This is a genomic window from Bordetella tumulicola, assembly GCF_054779135.1.
Genome location: NZ_BAAGYU010000006.1, coordinates 821,381 through 840,681 on the forward strand (window position 1 = coordinate 821,381; position 19,301 = coordinate 840,681).

At 60.4% G+C, this 19,301-nt stretch carries 18 protein-coding genes; 14 read left to right on the forward strand and 4 right to left on the reverse strand.

All coding sequences use genetic code 11. The features are described 5' to 3' along the window. Nucleotides 1-30: 30 nt before the first annotated feature. The 7 genes from ACYVDM_RS07780 to ACYVDM_RS07810 are packed head-to-tail and all read left to right on the forward strand — an operon-like array spanning nucleotide 31 to nucleotide 8,219. Nucleotides 31-1,269, forward strand: a complete 1,239-nt coding sequence (locus tag ACYVDM_RS07780; protein ID WP_415791981.1) for a CaiB/BaiF CoA transferase family protein — start codon at nucleotides 31-33, stop codon at nucleotides 1,267-1,269. Then, on the forward strand, nucleotides 1,266-2,471 hold the full coding sequence (locus tag ACYVDM_RS07785; protein ID WP_415791982.1) for a CaiB/BaiF CoA transferase family protein: 1,206 nt from the start codon (nucleotides 1,266-1,268) through the stop codon (nucleotides 2,469-2,471). Before ACYVDM_RS07780 ends, ACYVDM_RS07785 begins: the two co-directional genes overlap by 4 nt. Nucleotides 2,472-2,501: 30 nt before the next feature. Beyond that, nucleotides 2,502-3,278 carry an enoyl-CoA hydratase/isomerase family protein gene (locus tag ACYVDM_RS07790; protein WP_415791983.1) on the forward strand — a complete coding sequence of 259 codons (777 nt, stop codon included), beginning with the start codon at nucleotides 2,502-2,504 and terminating at the stop codon, nucleotides 3,276-3,278. Between the two features lie 22 nt (nucleotides 3,279-3,300). Further along, a complete protein-coding gene (locus ACYVDM_RS07795) occupies nucleotides 3,301-4,488 on the forward strand; it encodes an acyl-CoA dehydrogenase family protein (RefSeq protein WP_415791984.1) in 1,188 nt (395 codons plus the stop codon). Nucleotides 4,489-4,501: 13 nt separating this feature from the next. Further along, nucleotides 4,502-5,689 (forward strand): iron-containing alcohol dehydrogenase, encoded by a 1,188-nt coding sequence (locus ACYVDM_RS07800; RefSeq protein ID WP_415791985.1) that lies wholly within the window; start codon nucleotides 4,502-4,504, stop codon nucleotides 5,687-5,689. A gap of 3 nt (nucleotides 5,690-5,692) precedes the next feature. Next, on the forward strand, nucleotides 5,693-6,856 hold the full coding sequence (locus tag ACYVDM_RS07805; protein WP_415791986.1) for a PrpF domain-containing protein: 1,164 nt from the start codon (nucleotides 5,693-5,695) through the stop codon (nucleotides 6,854-6,856). Further along, nucleotides 6,849-8,219 carry an MmgE/PrpD family protein gene (locus tag ACYVDM_RS07810; RefSeq protein WP_415791987.1) on the forward strand — a complete coding sequence of 457 codons (1,371 nt, stop codon included), beginning with the start codon at nucleotides 6,849-6,851 and terminating at the stop codon, nucleotides 8,217-8,219. The genes ACYVDM_RS07805 and ACYVDM_RS07810 overlap by 8 nt, the downstream gene beginning before the upstream one ends. A gap of 50 nt (nucleotides 8,220-8,269) precedes the next feature. On the opposite strand, the gene ACYVDM_RS07815 is transcribed toward ACYVDM_RS07810, so the two are convergent. After that, nucleotides 8,270-8,665 carry a Zn-ribbon domain-containing OB-fold protein gene (locus ACYVDM_RS07815; RefSeq protein WP_415791988.1) on the reverse strand — a complete coding sequence of 132 codons (396 nt, stop codon included), beginning with the start codon at nucleotides 8,663-8,665 and terminating at the stop codon, nucleotides 8,270-8,272. Nucleotides 8,666-8,679: 14 nt separating this feature from the next. Then, nucleotides 8,680-9,855 (reverse strand): thiolase family protein, encoded by a 1,176-nt coding sequence (locus tag ACYVDM_RS07820; RefSeq protein WP_415791989.1) that lies wholly within the window; start codon nucleotides 9,853-9,855, stop codon nucleotides 8,680-8,682. Nucleotides 9,856-9,968: 113 nt separating this feature from the next. On the opposite strand from ACYVDM_RS07820, the gene ACYVDM_RS07825 reads away from it, so the two are divergent. The 6 genes from ACYVDM_RS07825 (at nucleotide 9,969) to ACYVDM_RS07850 (ending at nucleotide 15,799) form a co-directional block, all read left to right on the forward strand. After that, nucleotides 9,969-10,787, forward strand: coding sequence for an IclR family transcriptional regulator (locus tag ACYVDM_RS07825; RefSeq protein WP_415791990.1), 819 nt, complete (start codon nucleotides 9,969-9,971; stop codon nucleotides 10,785-10,787). Nucleotides 10,788-10,844: 57 nt separating this feature from the next. Continuing rightward, the gene (locus ACYVDM_RS07830) at nucleotides 10,845-11,231 is read left to right on the forward strand and encodes a RidA family protein (protein ID WP_415791991.1); all 387 of its coding nucleotides are present in this window, start codon (nucleotides 10,845-10,847) and stop codon (nucleotides 11,229-11,231) included. 164 nt (nucleotides 11,232-11,395) lie between these two features. After that, entirely contained in the window at nucleotides 11,396-11,965 is a 570-nt protein-coding gene (locus ACYVDM_RS07835) for a hypothetical protein (RefSeq protein WP_415791992.1), read from the forward strand. Nucleotides 11,966-12,071: 106 nt separating this feature from the next. Then, on the forward strand, nucleotides 12,072-12,584 hold the full coding sequence (locus ACYVDM_RS07840; RefSeq protein WP_415791993.1) for a (2Fe-2S)-binding protein: 513 nt from the start codon (nucleotides 12,072-12,074) through the stop codon (nucleotides 12,582-12,584). Nucleotides 12,585-12,588: 4 nt separating this feature from the next. Further along, nucleotides 12,589-13,584, forward strand: coding sequence for an FAD binding domain-containing protein (locus tag ACYVDM_RS07845; RefSeq protein WP_415791994.1), 996 nt, complete (start codon nucleotides 12,589-12,591; stop codon nucleotides 13,582-13,584). A gap of 13 nt (nucleotides 13,585-13,597) precedes the next feature. After that, nucleotides 13,598-15,799, forward strand: a complete 2,202-nt coding sequence (locus ACYVDM_RS07850) for a xanthine dehydrogenase family protein molybdopterin-binding subunit (protein ID WP_415791995.1) — start codon at nucleotides 13,598-13,600, stop codon at nucleotides 15,797-15,799. Here the strand turns inward: ACYVDM_RS07850 and ACYVDM_RS07855 are convergent, their stop codons facing one another. After that, nucleotides 15,800-17,035: an MFS transporter gene (locus ACYVDM_RS07855; RefSeq protein ID WP_415791996.1), complete on the reverse strand. Its 1,236-nt coding sequence runs from the start codon at nucleotides 17,033-17,035 to the stop codon at nucleotides 15,800-15,802. Then, on the reverse strand, nucleotides 17,032-18,477 hold the full coding sequence (locus tag ACYVDM_RS07860; protein WP_415791997.1) for an amidase: 1,446 nt from the start codon (nucleotides 18,475-18,477) through the stop codon (nucleotides 17,032-17,034). Before ACYVDM_RS07860 ends, ACYVDM_RS07855 begins: the two co-directional genes overlap by 4 nt. Before the next feature lie 27 nt (nucleotides 18,478-18,504). On the opposite strand from ACYVDM_RS07860, the gene ACYVDM_RS07865 reads away from it, so the two are divergent. After that, nucleotides 18,505-19,209: a CGNR zinc finger domain-containing protein gene (locus ACYVDM_RS07865; protein WP_415791998.1), complete on the forward strand. Its 705-nt coding sequence runs from the start codon at nucleotides 18,505-18,507 to the stop codon at nucleotides 19,207-19,209. Nucleotides 19,210-19,301: the final 92 nt, after the last annotated feature.

The following is a 19,301-nucleotide window of genomic DNA, read 5'->3' on the forward strand; positions in this document are numbered from 1 at the left end:
GCTGGGCAATCTACAAATGGACTTACGTATATGACGTCAACGCCAGAAGTCATGGCACTGGCCGGCATCACGGTATTGGACGTGGCCGGCCCTTTGGGAAACTACTGCGGCAAACTGTTTGCTGATCTCGGGGCCCGAGTCATCCTGATCGAGCCACTGATAGGATCACCGTCACGGCATGTAGAACCTCGGATCGCGGGCCGCGACGATTCGGATGCCAGTCTCACATTCCAGTATCAGAACACCAACAAAGAGAGTATCGCGCTGGATCTGGAAAGCGACATTGGCACGCAAGTGTTCCACCGATTGGCCGAGCGCTGCTCGCTGATTCTAGAAAGCGAGCAGCCTGGCAAAATGGCGGACCGGGGACTGGATTTTGCTCAGCTGCGCCGCGCCAATCCCGCACTGACGCTGACCAGCATTACGGCGTTTGGACAATCCGGTCCGTTCGCGCATTGGCTGGCGACCGATCTCACGGCCATGGGGATGGGCGGCATGCTGTACTTGGCGGGCTATCCCGACACCGCACCGATGGTGGCCTGCGGCGAGCAGGCCGTGGGTGCGGCCAATCTGTTCGCCGCCGTTGCGTCCTTGGCGGCTGTCTACGATGCCGAGGTCAGCGGCTCGGGACAACATGTCGATGTCTCCATGCAGGAATGCGTGGTCATGGGCATGGAGAACGCGGTGCAGTTCTATGATCTGGAAGGCACCATCCGCCAGCGCAACGCCGGCACGCAGCGCCTGGCGGGCACCGGCGTCTTCGAATGTGAGGATGGCTACATCTATCTGATGGCGGGCGGCATCGGCAGTAACCGATTTTGGAAAACCACCACGGACTGGTTAATCGAGGAAGGCGTCATCGGCGCCGAACAGTTCCGCGAGGAGCGCTGGAACAACCAGGAATTCCTGGCAAGCGACGAAGCCAAGCACCTTTTTGGCGAGGTCTTCACTCCCTTTGTCCGCAAACTCACCAAGCGGGCGCTGCATGCCAAGGGACGTACGCGCCGCATTCCATTGGCGCCGATCTGCGACACACGGGACATTGCCGGCGATCCCCAACGCGAATTCCGCCGCTATTTCGTCGATACCCAGGATGCCCATGGAACCACACTGCACATGCCCGGTGCACCCTACCGACTATCGGCCACACCCTGGCAGTTGCGTCGTCACGCGCCGCAGCTAGGTGAACATACTCGGGAGATCCTGAGCTGGGTCGGCTACACCGACACAGAGCAAGAAGCCATGAGACAGCAAGGAGTCGTACGATGAAAAAACTGCTGTCGAACGTACGTGTCATCGATTTTTCATGGATTGGCGCAGGCTCATATACCACCAAGATTCTGGCCGACCTCGGTGCAGACGTTATCAAGATCGAAAGTTCGCAAAGGCTGGACACGCTGCGCGTCACCAAACCGTTCAAGGACGGCAAGCCCGGTGTCAATCGCAGCGGCTACTTCGCGGATCGCAATTCCAGCAAACGCAGCGTCACGTTAAACCTGAAGACCGTACGAGGGCTGGAGTTGGCCAAGCGTCTGATCGTCGATGCCCATTTGGTCACCAATAACTTCACGCCAGGCGTCATGGAAAAACTCGGTCTGGGCTACGACACGTTGAAGGCACTCGCACCGCGCCTGATCTTTGCCGCGATGTCCATGCAAGGCGCCGCGGGCCCTGCGAAAAACGACTTGGGCTATGGCCTGACGATTGCTGCGTTGACCGGCCTGCAACACATGACAGGCCTGCCCGACCGTCAACCTGCGGGTACGGGCACCAACTACCCGGACCATATCCCCAATCCCGGACATGGAGCATTCGCCATTTTGGCGGCACTGCGCCACCAGCGCCGCACCGGTCAGGGCCAGTTCATTGACCTGGCACAGATGGAGTCCACACTGGCCATGGTGGGTCCCAGTCTCATGAATTTCCTGGTGAACGACAGTATCGACGGCCGCCGTGGCAATGCCCACCCCGGCCGCGCTCCCAGTGGCGTCTATCCGTGCGCAGGCAAAGATCGTTGGATCACCATTGAGATCAGTGACGACGCGCAATGGCAGACACTCACTCATGTCCTCGGCATGCAGGATTATCCAGAGTGGAATGACGTCGAGGATCGCCTGAATCAACGCGAGGCCATCGATGCCGCTTTATCCGCCGTCACGTCGTCGTACGACATGATGCAGCTAGCCACAACGCTGCAAAACGCGGGCGTCGCTGCGGGTCCCGTTTACGACGCCCGCGATGTGATGATCGACCCGCAACTGAAGCAACGCGGGCATTGGGTCACGATGAACCATCCCGAAATGGGCCCTAGCACCTACAACTCCGCGCCCTATCGGTTTTCGGGCGCGCAATCCGAACCCACATCCCCGGCGCCACTGCTGGGACAGCATACCGACGAAGTCTGCCACGACCTGCTCGGACTGGACGACACAGAGATAGCAGTCTTGTACGCGGACGGTGTTCTGTCCTGAGCTATCGCCGAATCAGAGATAGGAGAAGACATGCCCTTGAACATTACGGTGGTTGACCACGTCGCCACCCTGACACTGAATCGCCCGGAAGCGATGAACAGTATTGACCCGGAGATGCGCGCCGAATTGCATGCCGCCTGGATCCGTATCAACGAAGACGACGCCATTCGGGTAGCAGTATTGACCGGCGCTGGCGACAAGGCTTTCTGCACAGGCTCTGATCTGAAGAAGACCATGCCTCCCAAGGAAAGTTTTGCCGAACTGACGTTTGGGCGATCACATTCCGACCACTTGCTGGAAGGGCTGAATACCGACAAGCCTCTGATCTGCGCCATCAACGGCTACGCCATGGGTGGCGGCATGGAGATTGCGCTAGCGTGCGACATCCGACTCGCCTCGGAGAACGCCGTGTTCGCGCTATCCGAAGTACGGATTGGCAGCATCCCGGGCGCGGGAGGCACGCAACGGCTGCCGCGCGCGATAGGCACATCCGATGCCATGCTGATGCTGCTGACGGGCGACCGCGTGGACGCGAACGAAGCGTTGCGCATTGGTCTGGTAAGCAAGGTGCTGCCGCGCGACGAGTTGCTGCCGGCCGCCCTGACGATTGCACAGCGCATTGCCCAGAACGCCCCCCTATCGGTCCGCGCCATCAAGCGGCTGGTGTACAGCGGCAAGGACATGCCGCTGCCCGCCGCACTGGACAGCGAGCGCCTCGCCTTTGGACTGCTACGCGACACAGAAGATCGAATCGAAGGCCGCCGTGCCTTTCAGGAAAAACGGAAACCCGCCTACCAGGGCCGGTGACCCAGAGTCATCAGGAGAGAATATGGATTTCGAATTACCCGAAACTTCGCGGATGGTGCGCGACACTGTGGCGCGTTTCACCACTGACGAACTGATACCGCACGAGGCGCTGATCATCCGCCGCGAAGCCGAGCGCGGCTATACCGACACGCCGCTCATCCCGCCTGAACTCGAGGCCACACTGCAGGCCAAAGCCAAAGAAATCGGCCTGTGGGGCATCGACGTACCCGAAGAGTTTGGCGGACAGAACTTGGGGATGCTGACGAAATGCCTGGTCGTCGAGCAACTGAAGCACAGCATTGTCCCTTTCGTTCTACCGCCAGAAAGCCCGAACCTCTTCATGCTCAAGGAGCTGTGCAAAGGCGATCAGATCGACCGATATCTGTTGCCCTACTCGCGAGGCGAGAAGAAAAGCTGTCTGGCGCTCTCTGAACCTGGTGCTGGCTCAGACGCCGCCGCCATAACGACTCGTGCCGAGCGCAAGAACGGAAAATGGGTGCTCAACGGCACAAAGCTGTGGATCAGCAACGCACGCCGCGCGGATTTCATGATCGTCATGGCCGTGACGGATCCTGCCGCCGACAAGCGCTCCGCCTTTACCGCATTCCTGGTGGACAACGGCACACCCGGGCTCAGCGTTCCCACGTCGTTTCCGATGATCGGTGAATATCATCCCTATGAAGTCGTGCTGAACAACGTGGAGTTGGACGATAGCCAGGTGCTGGGCGCGGTGGGTGGTGGATTCGGACCGCTGTCGCAGCGCCTGGGTGTACGTCGACTCGAAATTGCGTCGCGCTGCCTGGGATTGGCCACGCGCTGTCTGCAGATGATGATCGAACAGGCCAACACACGAAAGACCTTTGGCGCACCGCTGGCGGACCGTCAAGCCGTACAGTGGTGGATCGCCGACTCTTATCAAGAATTGGAAATGGTGCGTCTGCTCGTCTACCAGATGGCCTGGAAAATGGATCAGGACCGCACCGACGTGCGCCTGGACGGCTCCATGGTGAAAGTACAGGGCACGGAAATGATCACGCGCGTCGTCGACCGCGCCATGCAACTCTTTGGCGGCATGGGCGTATCCAAGGAATTGCCCTTGGAGTACATCTCCCGCATGTGCCGCGTCATGCGCATCGTGGAAGGTCCCAGCGAGGTACATCGCTGGGTGGTCGCCCGAGAGTTGCTGCGCGGCGGATTACCGACAAACTGAACGAGAGGCAGCCATGACTCGGTTCCTCGCCATATCTTCCGCCGTCCGCATCCACGCTGGAGACAACGCGCTCGCCAGCCTGCCGCGCGAAGTGGCGCGACTGAACGCACGCCACGTCTTCGTGCTGTGCGGCAATAGCGTCGCCACGCGCACGCCGTTGTTGTCGCGCATTCAAGCGCTATTGGGTGATCGATACGCCGGCGCCTACACGCAACTACGCAAAGATGCTCCGCTGGAAGATGTACAGCAAGCCGCGGCGGTCGCCCGCTCGGGGCACGCAGACCTGCTCGTGGCAGTGGGCGCGGGCAGTGTGCTGAAGGCCACGCGCGTCGTGGCCATGGCGCTGGGCGAAGACAGACCGTTAATGGAGCTGGCGACGCGCTACGTCGACGGTCAGCCGCCATATAGCCCCAGGCTATTGCGCCCCAAACCCCCTGTTTTCAACGTGCTGACGGCGGCCACCTCGGCACAGCATCGCGGCGGTGCCGCGCTGCGCCGCGACGACGGCGGTCCGCGTCTGGAGTTTTTCGATCCCAAGACCCGACCATCGGCCATTTTCTGGGATTCAGATGCCCTGTTAACCGCGCCCACAAGCCTGGCGCTATCCACCGGACTGGGTGTCTATTGGCGCGCGCTGATGAACATCGGCGCTCTGCGCCAAGCTAACCCCCTGGTGCAGTCGTCACGGCTGCACGCCTACACCCTGTCACGAACAGCGTTACACCGCATGCTCGACCCAGGAGATGCGCAAGCTCGTCTGGACATGTGCGCCGCGGCACTATTGCAAAATCGCGACGAAGACGATGGGGGCAGACCGTTCGATGCCCACTGGATCGCCCGTTCGGTCTATGCGCTGGCCGCGGCCCTCTTTAACCGCGTACCGCAACTGGACCAAGGTGCGACGCAGGCACTGCTCACCGCACCCGCCATCCGGCATTTCGGGAACCTGTGTCCCGACGCTATCGAGCAGATGGGCGTCGCCCTGGGACTACCCGCCACCGCGGCCGCACCCGAGCAAGTCGCTCAGGCGGTACGGGCACACTTCCTTTCTCTGGGTGTCCCTCACAAACTGACCAACGTATCACCCACCGATCGCGAACACGCGCTGAACGCGTCGTTATACAACTTCAACGCCGATCGCGCACGCGAACTGGCGGGTCACCACGACCGTCTGCGCGCCATCTTGACGGAGGCAGCGTAAGCCATGAACACGAGCACTACTTCTATTCCGTTCTCTCTGTTTCGCGGCGGCACCAGCAAAGGCGTTTTCATGCCCAGCGATCGCTTTCCCGCAGACCGTACGGCCCTCGTACCCATGCTGCTGGAGATCTTCGGCAGCCCGGACCCTCGCCAGATAGACGGCATGGGCGGCGGCGATAAGTTGACCAGCAAGGCGGCCCTCATGGGTACCCCGACCGTGCCAAACGCGGATATCGACTACCTGTTCGCACAGGTAGGAATCCGCCACGCCGAGGTCGATTTCAATCTCAATTGCGGCAACCTGACCGCCGCGGCCGCCGCTTATGCCGTCCGTGAAGGATATGTCCAGGCGCATGGTGATGTGGCCACCGTACGCATCCACAACGTCAACACGAAACGCATCATCGTGGCCAAAGTCCCGCTGCGTGACGGCGCCGTGCTGGAAACAGGAACCTTGATGATCGGCGGGGTACCGGGCACGGGCGCCGCGATAGATCTGGATTTTCACCTGGCGACAGGCGCCATCACGGGCGCCCTGCTGCCGCTTGGAGAGGCAACCAGCCGCATTGAGGTTCCAGGCCACGGCCCGCTGAACGTCTCGGTCGTGGATGGCCCCAATCTGATCGTGCTTGTCTGCGCGGAAGATCTGGGCATGACGGGTGTCGAAACGCCTGACGACATCGATAACAATGCCCAATTGAGCGGCGTCATGCAGCGTGTACGCGAAGCCGTAGCCGTGCGCACGGGACTATCCGACTACTGGTACAGTCGCGCCGCGCCATCGACACCGATGCTCGTTGCGGTACAGTCGCCTCGTGCCTATCGGGCCTATACGACCGGAGAACAGATCGAGGCCAACGATGTGGACCTGATCTGCCGACAGTACTCGACCTCCGCGACCAGCAAAGCATTGGCCGCCACCGTATCCGCCGCGGTGGGCATGGCATGTCGCATTCCCGGCACATTGGCCGCACAGCATGTCCGGCCCGACCAGACCGGTCCGATTCGCTTGGGTCATCCGAGCGGGACGATCAGCGTCGACGCCGCCGCACAGCAAGATGGTGCGACGACACGCATCATTACCGCCACCATTGAACGCACCGCTCGCTTGCTGGCGCGCGGCGAACTGTTTCTGAAGAATCCTCCTCTGCGGAGCCCTCATGGTTGAACCTACCGCACTTACCGCCTCGCAACGTATCGCCCGGTTCTCGCGAGTCTTTGATCCGCGTGTGCTACAAGCGGAACTACGGCGCCAAGTCGGCCGGGCGCTGATTGACACCGCGGGCATCGCCCTGGCGGGACACGGCGAGCCCGCCTCCCTGGCGATACGGCGCTATACCGGCGGGCGTCGCGACACGAGGTCGTTTGCGACAGCTTGGGGCCTGGGCGCGGCCAGGTCCGCCGAAGACGCCGCTTTGTATAACGGCGTCGCCGGGCACGTACTGGACTATGACGACGTCAACAGTCCGCTTCGGGGCCATCCCAGCATCGCGCTGCTACCACCCCTAGTGGCACTGGCAGAGGCCCGAGACCTGGATGGCATTCAGTTGGCGAGCGCGTATGCCATGGGATTCGAAGTGATGGTACGACTGGCTCGCGCCATGGTTCACGACCACTATGCCAAAGGTTGGCACGCTACCACGACGCTAGGCACAATCGGCGCATCCGTCGCGTGCTGCCATCTGTTGCGCTTATCCGAGGCACAAACCGTCAACGCCATCGGTCTTGCTGTCGCACAGGCGTCCGGTACGCGCGGCAACTTCGGTACCATGGCCAAGTCATTTCAGACAGGACATTGCGGTGCCAGCGCCATACGCGCAGCCCTCCTGGCAGAGCTAGACGTCGACGGCGCCATTGATGCCCTGGACGGCCCCGAGGGCTTTACGTCACTGTATGGCCATGGCGAAGACTTGAACGAGGCTATGGACAGCTTGGGCGTGGATACGCTGGAGCTGGAACGCAGCGGCATCGAAATCAAAAAATACCCAATGTGCTACGCCGCCCATCGGTCCATCGACGGCATGCTTGCACTGCGCGACACACATGGTCTGCACGCCGACGCCGTGACAGCCGTCCACGTACGTGCGAACCGGCGCGCAACGGTTCCGTTGATCCACGATCATCCGAAAACAGGTCTGGAAGGCAAATTCAGCATGCAGTACGCCATGGCTGCCGCGCTACTGGATGGTCACGTACGCCTATCCAGCTTCACCGACGATGCCGTGCAACGACCCGCCGCGCAGGCTCTGATGCAAAAGATCCGCTGCACCGAAGACGACGGCCCTGAAACCCCTCGCTGGAATACACTGGCGGTGACGCTTGTATCAGGCGACGTATTGCACAAAGAAATCCGAGCACTGCGCGGCTCGGCCGACTGTCCATTGGATGACGAAGAACTTCGTGAAAAATGGCGGGATTGCCTGAGCCATGCCGGTGCCGCCGATCATGGCGATGCGTTTTTTGCATCGGCCTTGGCGTTGCAGCAGACCTCGGTGCGAGAGTTGATGAGCAAACTGCCGATCGTAGCCTGATCGACGCGCATGGCGGATAGGCGTGCGACACCATCGCACGCCCTTTTTTTCTATCGATCCAGCGTGAACTTCGGAACCTGATAACCATCGGGATGCTCCGCATACATCATGCGTACCGGCGCATCCAGCGCGATGTCCGCGAGCTCGGCATGATCCATGTAAGACACCATGATGGGGCCCTCTTCCAATTGCACGGCAACCACCAGATGAGGTGCGGGGTAGGCGGGCAAGTACTGACGATGAAACACGGTCCAGGAAACGATCTTGGCTTTACCCGAGATCGGCGTCCACGCATAGTCCATGCTAAGGCTGACCGGGCATATCGGGCCGGGCGGATAACGGAACTCTCCGGACTCTGGGCAACGTTGCAGCTTCATCTTGCCTTCGGCAATGCTTTCCCACATCGGTGCATCGTACGGGGAATACAGACGGGGCGTCTTGCTCATGGTCGTGGTCCTCCTCAGCGTCCATAGATGATGGACATGGCCTTGCCGGCGACATCCGAAACGTATTGCACATAGCGACAGTCCGGTACCTGTCGTTTTCCCAGCCCGCCGCGCGCCTGGCGCACCGCCTCAATCTGATGGCTCCAGCCCTGCATATAGGACTCGGACAGATGGCCGCCGTGCGTGTTCACTGGCAACTTTCCGCCCACGCCAATGCCATTCTCGGCGATGAATTTTCCCGCCTCGCCGCAACGGCAATAACCGAACCCTTCTAACGCAAAGAGAATATGCGGGCTGAAACTGTCGTACACCATCAACGCGTCAATATCCTTGGGACCAATACCGGCGGCAGCAAACACCTGCTCCGCCGCGCGCTGTTGCGCCGGCAGATAGAAGTCGACCAACCGCGGACCCAAACTGGTCGCATGATGATTCAAATCGCTGCGGCCCAGGCCATGGATTTTGACCGCTTTGTTCGACAGACGCTTCGCGCGGCTGGCTTCCATGATGATGAGCGCCACGCCGCCATCGTTTATCAAACAATAGTCGTTCATACGCAGCGGTTCGGCGATGTACTTGACCGCGAGATAATCCTCCATGCTCAACGGTTTGTTCTGCATGATGGCGTTGGGATTGATATTGGCCCATTGGCGTTGGCCAACTGCCACCTGCCCGAGGTCCTTGTCCGTGACGCCGTGCAACGCCTTGTAGCGCTGAAACATCAATGCGTAGAGCGCGCCTTGTGACGTCAGCCCCCAGGGGCTGTGATAGACATATGACAGGAATGCTCCGCCACCCATTGCCTCGGGACCGCCGTATTGCACAGCGGCCGAGCGCTGATCGTTGCCATACACCAGCGCCACGACTTCCGCCATGCCGGACTTGATCGCCATGACGGCCTGAAATACCGCTTGCACCGCATCGGCCTGGCCTCCCCAGCGCGGATCGATATTCAATATTTCGCCCATCCGTTCGTACGCCGTCGTCGGCCCTACGATCAAGCCGTCGACATCGTCGCGGCTCAGACCTGCATCTTCCAGCGCCCTTTTGAATGCCAGCGCGGCATACCCGTAGGAATCATGTGGCTTCTCGCCGGCACGTACACGCCGGTAATCCTCCACCCAGTCAGTGTGGCCGATTCCGACCACAGCAGAAATCTGAGATGTGTCAGTGTCCAAGGTAGCAGTCACCTGTTCGATCTCCCTAAATGTGGACTATTTGTCACAACGAATTTGAATTAACCCCCATTATCCGCAGATAATCGGGACTTACCCACCCCTAACCGTCCACATCGTGAGAGTTCATGCATAACAACGCCAATGCTGAAGAAAGTCGTAGCGGCACGCAGATGGTGCAGCGTTGCGCGACGCTGCTCAAACTGATCACCGCGGACAATCGCAAAGGCCTGAGGTTGGTCGAGCTCTATCAACGGTCAGGACTGACTCGACCAACGACCCATAGAATTCTGCAGGCGCTTGTCTCTGAACGACTCATCAGCCAGGACGAGAAATCAAAGAAATATCATCTCGGATCGTTGGCCTATGAGATGGGCTTGGCCGCTGCCATGTCCTTTGACTTGCGCGACGTTTGCCAACCCTTTCTGGAACACATCGCCGTCGCAACGGGCGACACCGCTTTTCTGACGATCCGCTCAGGATTCGATGGCGTCTGCGCGGGGCGTGCCGAAGGCGCCTATCCGATCAAGGCATTCGTATTAGATGTGGGCCGACATCGTCCGCTAAACATCGGCGGCGGCGCCGTTGCATTTCTCAGTGGCCTGCAGGACGACGAGATCGAACGCATTTATCTGGCCAACAGCAAGCGCATCGCCCGCGACTACCCAGGGTTTGACTTGAAGACCATGTGGGAGCGCATCGAACACGTACGCACAAAAGGGTATTTCATCGACGAAGTCCTGGAGATTCAGGATATTCGCGCATTGGCACTGCCCATTTTTGGTCCGCACGGCATCCCGGTGGGCGGCCTGAGTATCTCAGCGCTAAAGAAGCGATTGTCCGGAAACTTCCTTCGAGAAAAGCTGCAGGTGCTGACCGATGCATCCCGAGCAATCGAGGCCAAGCTACGAAACGAAGACAGAGACGAACCTCAAAGCCAGATGTAGACTTAAACCTCTGACCGCGAGCAAATACTGCAAGCCACGAATCAAGGAGCACATCAAATGACAGATATTGAACGCAAAGATTCCAACCAGCGGATGAGCCGCGTCGTGATCCACGGTGATACGGTGTACTTGGCGGGCATCACATCGTCAGCGGCAGGAGGGATCGCCGAGCAAACCCGCGACGTACTGAAGAAAATCGAAGACTATCTGCTCAAGGGCCGTTCGGACAAATCCCGTCTGTTGTCCGCGCAGATCTGGCTGAAGGATATTGAGCGCGACTTCGCTGGCATGAACGCCGTCTGGGAGGAGTGGCTGCCCGCGAACGCGATGCCTACGAGAGCGACCTGCGAAGCGAAGTTGGCAGCACCCGAGCTGTTGGTAGAGATTATCGTGACTGCCGCGCAGCGTCCCAAGTACGCCGGGGGCCCGGTTTCCAACAACTGATTTCGTCTTCGCCTCGATCTGCTGCTATCCAGCGCTAACGGCTTGGCGGCCGTTGGTGTGCTGATGTTGTTGCGAACGTAATCAGCGCAGCGGAACGAGATTTGCTGGTCACTGCGGCTCCGGCTTTAGGCCGGTTCAATCCATATTGAAACAAGGAGAGCCGCATGACTACCCCCCAATCCCCTCTCACGGAAGGTTGGCCCAGCGAATCGCGCGAGGCTGCCCAACTGGTCATTGACCAGTATGGCGATCCCGATGAAATCACCGATACTCAGCTGACATGGTTCAAACCCGGACCGTGGAAGCGTATCGTGGCGTCCAGGGCCTTTTATACGCACAATTTTCCGGCGCCCCACAACGACTCGGTCGAGTCGTTCATCGATTATCTCGTCCCTCCTGATAAGTTCACGGCATTGGCACAATTCGATGGTAGCGTTATCGTCGAACGGACAGTGGGTGAAGTCTCAGCCCGCTGCCATGATGAACAAGCTAATTTCCTGGCCTTGAACCTGATGCACGATATCGTCACCAATGCCAAATCGGTTGACGAAGCGCGTGCCTACTACGCCAAGGAATTTGCCGACTATCGCCGCAAGAAGCCCACGCCCTATATGGAAAAATTGCATTTCAATACCCAACAAGGTGACACCGCCGACCCGGATACGCGCCTATTGTCAGACGAAGACCTGAAACAGGCCCGGCAAGAAGGGGACCACGCAGGCAACCGTCGCTAGCACTCTCCAGCTCCGCGGGCATGGCGTTTGCTGCTCGCTTCGTTTGCTGCCGTCTTCGTTCTCACCTACTTTTCCGGCCATTTTTTTCTGCAGACAGGAACTGTTCATGCCCCATCCTTCTGAAGATACGTCCTGTAGGATCTCCAAGCCAGACGGCGGCGTACCCACTACGCTACGCGTCAACGGCCACCGCCATGTCCTGACACTGGACCCCCGTGCCACGTTGCTGGATACGCTGCGCGACACCCTGCACCTGACTGGCACCAAGAAGGGCTGTGATCACGGTCAATGTGGGGCCTGTACGGTGCATGTGGACAGCCGGCGTGTCAACGCATGTCTGGTGCTGGCCGTGGCCGCGCACGACTGCGACGTCACGACCATCGAAGGGCTGGGCAGCCCCGAGGCCCTGCACCCGCTGCAAGCCGCGTTTGTGGAGCACGACGGCTATCAGTGCGGCTACTGCACCGCCGGCCAGATCATGTCGGCGGCCGCCCTACTGCACGAACCCTGTGGCGACAGCGACGACGAGGTGCGCGAATTGATGAGCGGCAATATTTGCCGATGCGGCGCCTATGGCAACATCATCGCCGCCATCCAGGACGTACGCGGAAAAAGGTAAAGGCATGCAAACCTATCACTACGCACGCGCCGCCACGCTTGAAGAAGCAGTACGTCTGGCCACACCGACCGATCCCCACGAACAGGTACGATTTTTAGCTGGCGGCACCACCCTGGTCGACTTGATGAAGCTCGATATCGAAACGCCCTCTCACGTCGTCGATATCAACCATCTGGGCCTGGACCAAATCGAGGTCTCGCCGGACGGCCGCACACACATTGGCGCACTGGTACGCAATGCCGATCTGGCGCGCCATGAGCGCATCGCAGCACAGTATCCTGTGCTGGCGCAGGCGCTGCTGGCCGGCGCATCGGCGCAACTGCGCAACATGGCCACCACCAGCGGCAACCTGTTGCAGCGCACGCGCTGTGTTTACTTTCGTGACCGTGCCACTCGCTGCAACAAGCGCAACCCCGGCAGCGGCTGCGACGCCATTGGCGGCCACAACCGCAATCTGGCTATCCTGGGCACTAGCGAGCATTGCATCGCCAGCAATCCGTCGGACATGAATGTGGCGCTGATGGCATTGGATGCCACGGTGCATGTGCAAGGCAGCGACGGCGCCCGAGACATCGCACTGCGCGACTTTTACTTGCTACCCGGCGATACGCCCCATCGCGAGACTGTGCTGCGGACGGGTGAATTGATCACCCATGTGAGCCTGCCGCCCATAGCGCCCGGCACACGCTCCCTGTATACGAAATTGCGCGATCGAGCTTCATACGAGTTCGCACTGGCGTCGGCCGCAGTGGTGCTGCAGACTCGCGACGGCCATATCGTATCGGCCGGCGTTGCCCTGGGCGGAGTCGGTACGCGGCCCTGGCACTGCCCGCACGCCGAACAAGTGTTGATCGGCCAAGCCGCCAGCGCGGGGCTCTATCGGCAAGCCGCGCAAACCGCATTGCAGGACGCCATTGCACAAAGCGAGAACGGCTTCAAGATTGAACTGGCGCGCCGCTGTCTGGTCCACACCCTGTCCACCACGCTGCCGCCCCAATAAGAGGAAGCGCACCATGGCCCAATCCCCGCTTGCCCATCCTGACGCAATCGGCCAGCCCTATACGCGTATCGACGGTCCTGCAAAAGTCAGCGGCACGGCGCGCTATACCGCGGACTTCATGCTGCCTGATATGCTGCATGCGGTACCCGTATGCGCCACCATTGCCCATGGACGCATCACCCAGCTGGAGACTGAGGTTGCTGAAACCATGCCCGGCGTGCATATCGTATTGCACCAAGGCAATCGCCCTGCGTTATACCGCGCTGCCAGCGGTTCGATTGACGAAGCACGACCACCGCTGGACGACAACATCATCCGCTACTACGGCCAGTATGTGGCGCTTGTCGTGGCTGATACGTTCGAACAGGCTCAGGCCGCGGCCCATGCGGTACAAGTCAGCTATGACAGCCAGACGCCTGATGTTTCGCCGCTAGCCGACGAGGACACACCCAATATTGAAAGCGAGCGGGGCGACGCAGCGGCCGCTCACGCCAGTGCGCCGGTGACGATCGACGCCGTCTACACCACGCCGGTCGAAACCCATAACTCGATGGAGCTGCACGCTTGCGTAGCGACTTATGACGGGCAGGCCTATACGCTGTATGAGACCTCGCAAGGCGTGGTCAATCATCGTGATGTCGCCGCCCAGATGTTGGGGACCGGCAAAGAGAACGTACGCGTCATCTCGCATTATTTAGGATCGGGTTTCGGCGGCAAGTTATGGATTTGGCCGCATTCGCTATTGGCAGCTGTCGCCTCGCGCCTGCTGAGCCGTCCCGTGAAACTGGTGATCAGCCGCGCGATGACCTTTCACAGCGCGGGGCACCGTCCGTACACCCGACAACGCCTGCTCCTGGGCGCCACGCAGGATGGCAAACTGATGTCACTGCAGCACCACTACCTGAGCCAGGTATCTATGCTGGACAAATATCGCGAACGCTGCGGCGAAGCCACGCCACGCATGTACAGCACGCCGAATTTAAAAGTGACTTGGGCAATGCCGCGGCGCCATGTCGGCGCACCGACGTCCATGCGCGGCCCCGGCGCGGTGCCCGGCATGTACGCGTTGGAATCCGCCATGGACGAATTGGCCATCGCACTACAGATCGATCCTGTTGAGCTCCGCCTGCGCAACGAGCCCGAGCACGACGAGGGCAACGGACTGCCCTTTTCGTCGCGCCACCTGCGCGAATGCCTGCAGCAAGGGGCCGAACGATTCGGATGGCAAAAACGCCTGCCAGGCGTGGGCGAGATGCGTCGGGGCGATGAGGTGCTAGGCTGGGGCGTCGCCGCGTGCTCGTGGCTAGGGCTGCGCATGCCCACCGATGCCAGAGTCTCTCTGCATGCGGACGGCTCGGCTCACTTGATGTGCGCCACGCAGGATATCGGCACGGGCACCTACACGATTTTGGCGCAGTTAGTCAGTGCCGAAACAGGTATCGCGCTGGACCGCATCCAGGTCAGCCTGGGCGATACACAGCTGCCCGCGGGCCCGGTGTCGGGCGGGTCGGCCGCCACCGCGTCCATTGCGCCCGCCGCGCTGGAGGCCACCCGCAACGCCGTTCAGGCTGCCTGCCAGCTAGCGGTGAGCGGGCAAGGCCCATACCGCGGCAGATCGGCCAAGGAACTGACCGTGCAAGCCGGCCGCATTCGCGCGGCCGATGACAGCGTTGACGCGGGCGTGCCGCTGGTTGAGGTGTTAGCCGCGGCCAACGTGTCCCACGTATCGGGCGACGGCCACGGCGGCAGCGGCCGGGCGCTAAAAAAGCAGTATTCGATCAACTCGTATGGCGCGCATTTCGTCGAAGTCGTCTGGCATGCGGCCACCGCGCGGCTGAGGGTGTCGCGCGTGGTCACGGTGATCGACGGCGGGCGCATTCTGAACCCGCGCACCGGCCGCAGCCAGATAGAAGGCGCCATCATCATGGGCGTGGGAATGGCCATGCTGGAGCAAACGCACTACGACAGCCGCTCGGGGGCACCGGTAAACAGCAATCTGGCCGACTACATCGTCGCCACCCATGCCGATGCGCCGCGGCTGGACGTGAACTTCCTGGACTATCCCGACTACATCTGGAATGAAGTCGGCGCGCGCGGTATCGGCGAAATCGGCCTGGCGGGCATCGCCGCCGCCATTACCAATGCAGTCTATCATGCCACCGGCGTGCGCGTGCGCGATCTGCCGGTACGCATCGAAGATCTGCTACATGCGTAGTCAAGCCACGGCCGTCACCGGCATCCGCATCACGAATGCCGCGATGATCAACGCACAAACATTTGCGCCAACGCTGGCAATGATAGGAATCGTATAGCTATGGCTCACGTCAAAGGCGAATCCGGCAACGCTGGGACCGATTAGCGTTCCAACGGCCACACTGGTGTAGAGAATCCCGATGATGCCGCTGGCATTTCGTCCGCCGAAATAGTCCACCATGACAGCCGGAAGAATGGCCACCCACCCGCCATAGAACACGCCAAACAGCAGCGCAAACACGGCAAGCGTCCAGATGTTGGTCGCGACGGCCCAGATCGTCAGGGCGAGCGCCATGCCGGAAAATGTGATCAGAAGAAATGGCTGTCGCCCGATGCGATCGGCGATGCCCCCCAGGAAGAAACGCCCTGCCGTGCTGCCCGCGCCGATCGCACCCAGCAGAAGCACGGCCGCGGATTGCGCGATTCCATGATCCAGGGCATAAGGCACGAGATGAACGAACGGCACGAAAACGCCGAACGAACTGATCAGGCAAGCGATATATAGGCCGACAAACTGCGGCGACCTCACCGCGTCGCGGACAGATAGCCCTGAACGATTGGGTGTGGGTGCGTCCATATGCCGACTGTCACCATCTGGCGCGAGCCCCTGTGTGTAGGGATCATCCTTGATAAGCAGGGACGCGCCTATGCCGAACATCGCGGCCAGCCCTCCCAGGATGAAATACGCCTGCCGCCACCCTAGTGTATCGATCAGAAGCGAAGCCACCGGCGGCATCACCAATGTTCCCACCCCTATTCCGCTGACCGCCAGGCCCGATGCCAGCCCGCGACGCCGCACGAACCATCGCTGCACGACGCCCACGGCGGGGACGTAGGCGCAACCCACCCCCAGCCCTACCCCAAAGGTATACGCGGCATAAACTTCGCCGAGCGTACGCGCCATGCCTGCCAAGACCAGCCCCAGCGCAATCAACGCCATGCCAAGAATCGCCAATCGACGCGCGCCCCAACGATCAGCAAGCGGACCGCTGATAGCGCCCAAGCTGAAATAGAGGAATCCCGCCAATGAGAAGACAAGCGACACCGCCCCCCTCGAAGCGTTGAATTCCCTCTGCAGGGATTCGACGAAGGCACTGAAAGTATAGGCACTGCCGAAACCGACGAAGGTAATCGCGAACACTGCCGCAACGATGAACCATCCTTGAAAGGCCCGATGTCGAAATGAGGGCGGGCTCATGTCAGTCCACCCGGATGGCGACGATGCCAGGATGTCGCGCCCTGAAACGCCACACCTGCGCGAAGCAACATTGATTCACCCAAGTCGGCGGCGACAAGCTGAAAAGCAATCGGCAGACCCTGTTGGCTGACGCCTCCCGGCAATGTGATGGTCGGGCTGCCCGTCATATCGAACGGGCAGGTAAATCGCTGCAGTTGCGCAATGAGGTCGGGCTGTTCTCCCAAAATGCGAACCGCGTCAAGCGTCAACGGCGGGAATGGTTGAACTGGGGTAAGCAGCAGCTCAACACCCGAGAACAGGCGTGCCACGCGACGCCGGAATTCGTTGCGCCGTTGCTGTATCGCCTGATATTCGCTCTCTGATAAAGCGCGTCCAGCCTCGACAACAGAAGACAAAATCGGCCCATAGTCCTGCTTATGCGCTAGATACGTCGCCTCATGCACCACGGCTGCCTCCGCCGCGCATTGGGGAGTCCAATCGGCCACAGCCTCAGTGACATCAGGAAACCGCAGTTGAACAATCTCGGCGCCGAGTCTGCGAAACACTTCCACAGTTTCGGATAGCACAGATTGCGTTGCCGGATCGACGTCGTCACGGTTCCAGGCAACATCCATACCGATACGCACACCCTTTACACCTAGTCGGGCATCAGCCACGTAATCGCATACCGGATCAACCCGGCTACTCGGATCGCTTGGGTCAGGCCCGGCTATCGCGGCCATGATCACTGCGGCGTCCGCCGCACAGCGCGTCATCGGCCCTACGTGGTCCAGGCTGGGCGCAAGTGCAAACATCCCGTGACGGCTAACGCGCCCCCAGGTCGGCTTGAGCCCGGTCAGGCCGGTGGCCGCACATGGCCAGCGGATCGAGCCGCCCGTGTCCGAACCGAGCGCGCCAAAGCACATGCCCGCCGCCGTCGCGACGCCGGGTCCGCTGGACGAAACTCCCGGCCAGTACTGTGCACCCCATGGATTCACGGGCGGTATTATCGAAGGATGATGATCGGAATAAGCCCCCTCCGTCATCTGCAATTTGCCCAGCAACACCGCACCGGCCTCCTTCAAGCGTCGAACCACGGTGGCGTCTTCCGTCGGTCGATAGTCCTTATGTACTGCCATCCCGCCAGCAGTCGGAACCCCTTGGGTCCAAAATAGATCTTTGACGGCAAGAGGGACACCATGCAGCGGACCGCGATAGTGGCCTGCCGAGATCTCCGCTTCGGCGAGGCGGGCCTGCGCCATGGCGGAATCCGCCATGACCAGCGCATAGCTGTGCAGGGCACCATCCAACGCGGCGATGCGTTCGAGCTGGGCTTGAGTCACGGCGACCGGTGAAATGTCACCCGTCCGGATGCCCGATGCCAATTCGACAAGATCAAGGTAATGCCACTCGCCGCCAGCCGGATTTCTCAGGTCTTTGGGCACGACGGGAAATCGAATCAAGGGAAATCCTCTGCACGGGTAATGGGTTTGAACGACAACGCGTCAAACGACGCGCCTGGGGCCAACAACAAACACGAGCAAATTCTATTTACTGGTGTCATAGAAGTCAACCAGCAAAAGTGCTATGCTAGTGTCACAATGCATTTGTCCGAAAAATTTTCCGTCCCCGACGATATCGCGCTGCTCTACGATTTCGTCAACTCGCTCGACCTTCGGCGCTACGTCGAAGGGGGGCAGGTTCACGTCCCAGATGACGAATTGGACAGCGCGGCCAAGCTCCAGGCTTGGCTGAGAAACCGAGGCGCCATAGCCAAGAAGGCGACATTAAGTGCACAGGACCTGGGGCGGGCCTTGGCACTTCGCGACGCGTTGCGATCATTCTTGCAACTTGCGCCAGCCGAACGAGCAGCCGATGCGGCAATTGCCGCACAGATCAACGCGGCGGCGGCACATTTCCCCATGACGTTAGCGATGGGGAAAGCAGGTGCCATCACCCTGCAGTCCGGATCACTCACAGGGGGCTTGAGCCGCGTCCTGGCTGAGTTTTATCAGCTATCCGTGACAGATCGACTGGATCGTATGAAGATGTGTGCATCCGACGAATGCAGCTGGATTTTTTATGATCGATCCAAACCCGGAAATCGCCGTTGGTGCTCGTCGACGCTATGCGGAAACCGGGAAAAAATTCGCGTCTATCGCAACCGACAAAAGCAAGGTTATACAGGTGATTGATCGCAGTTGAGACTCGTCGCCGGCTTACGCCACCCGACAAGTGATCGCCAATACATCAGCCGCGCTCGGCGCGGGGCCTGCGAACGATTGGG

Bases quoted from the DNA above. Each gene is read 5' to 3' on its own strand.
- ACYVDM_RS07780 (WP_415791981.1), top strand. From the start codon at position 31: ATGACGTCAACGCCAGAAGTCATGGCACTGGCCGGCATCACGGTATTG.
- ACYVDM_RS07795 (WP_415791984.1), top strand. From the start codon at position 3,301: ATGGATTTCGAATTACCCGAAACTTCGCGGATGGTGCGCGACACTGTG.
- ACYVDM_RS07810 (WP_415791987.1), top strand. From the start codon at position 6,849: ATGGTTGAACCTACCGCACTTACCGCCTCGCAACGTATCGCCCGGTTC.
- ACYVDM_RS07825 (WP_415791990.1), top strand. From the start codon at position 9,969: ATGCATAACAACGCCAATGCTGAAGAAAGTCGTAGCGGCACGCAGATG.
- ACYVDM_RS07840 (WP_415791993.1), top strand. From the start codon at position 12,072: ATGCCCCATCCTTCTGAAGATACGTCCTGTAGGATCTCCAAGCCAGAC.
- ACYVDM_RS07805 (WP_415791986.1), top strand. From the start codon at position 5,693: ATGAACACGAGCACTACTTCTATTCCGTTCTCTCTGTTTCGCGGCGGC.
- ACYVDM_RS07785 (WP_415791982.1), top strand. From the start codon at position 1,266: ATGAAAAAACTGCTGTCGAACGTACGTGTCATCGATTTTTCATGGATT.
- ACYVDM_RS07790 (WP_415791983.1), top strand. From the start codon at position 2,502: ATGCCCTTGAACATTACGGTGGTTGACCACGTCGCCACCCTGACACTG.
- ACYVDM_RS07835 (WP_415791992.1), top strand. From the start codon at position 11,396: ATGACTACCCCCCAATCCCCTCTCACGGAAGGTTGGCCCAGCGAATCG.
- ACYVDM_RS07800 (WP_415791985.1), top strand. From the start codon at position 4,502: ATGACTCGGTTCCTCGCCATATCTTCCGCCGTCCGCATCCACGCTGGA.
- ACYVDM_RS07815 (WP_415791988.1), bottom strand. From the start codon at position 8,665: ATGAGCAAGACGCCCCGTCTGTATTCCCCGTACGATGCACCGATGTGG.
- ACYVDM_RS07845 (WP_415791994.1), top strand. From the start codon at position 12,589: ATGCAAACCTATCACTACGCACGCGCCGCCACGCTTGAAGAAGCAGTA.
- ACYVDM_RS07850 (WP_415791995.1), top strand. From the start codon at position 13,598: ATGGCCCAATCCCCGCTTGCCCATCCTGACGCAATCGGCCAGCCCTAT.
- ACYVDM_RS07830 (WP_415791991.1), top strand. From the start codon at position 10,845: ATGACAGATATTGAACGCAAAGATTCCAACCAGCGGATGAGCCGCGTC.
- ACYVDM_RS07855 (WP_415791996.1), bottom strand. From the start codon at position 17,035: ATGAGCCCGCCCTCATTTCGACATCGGGCCTTTCAAGGATGGTTCATC.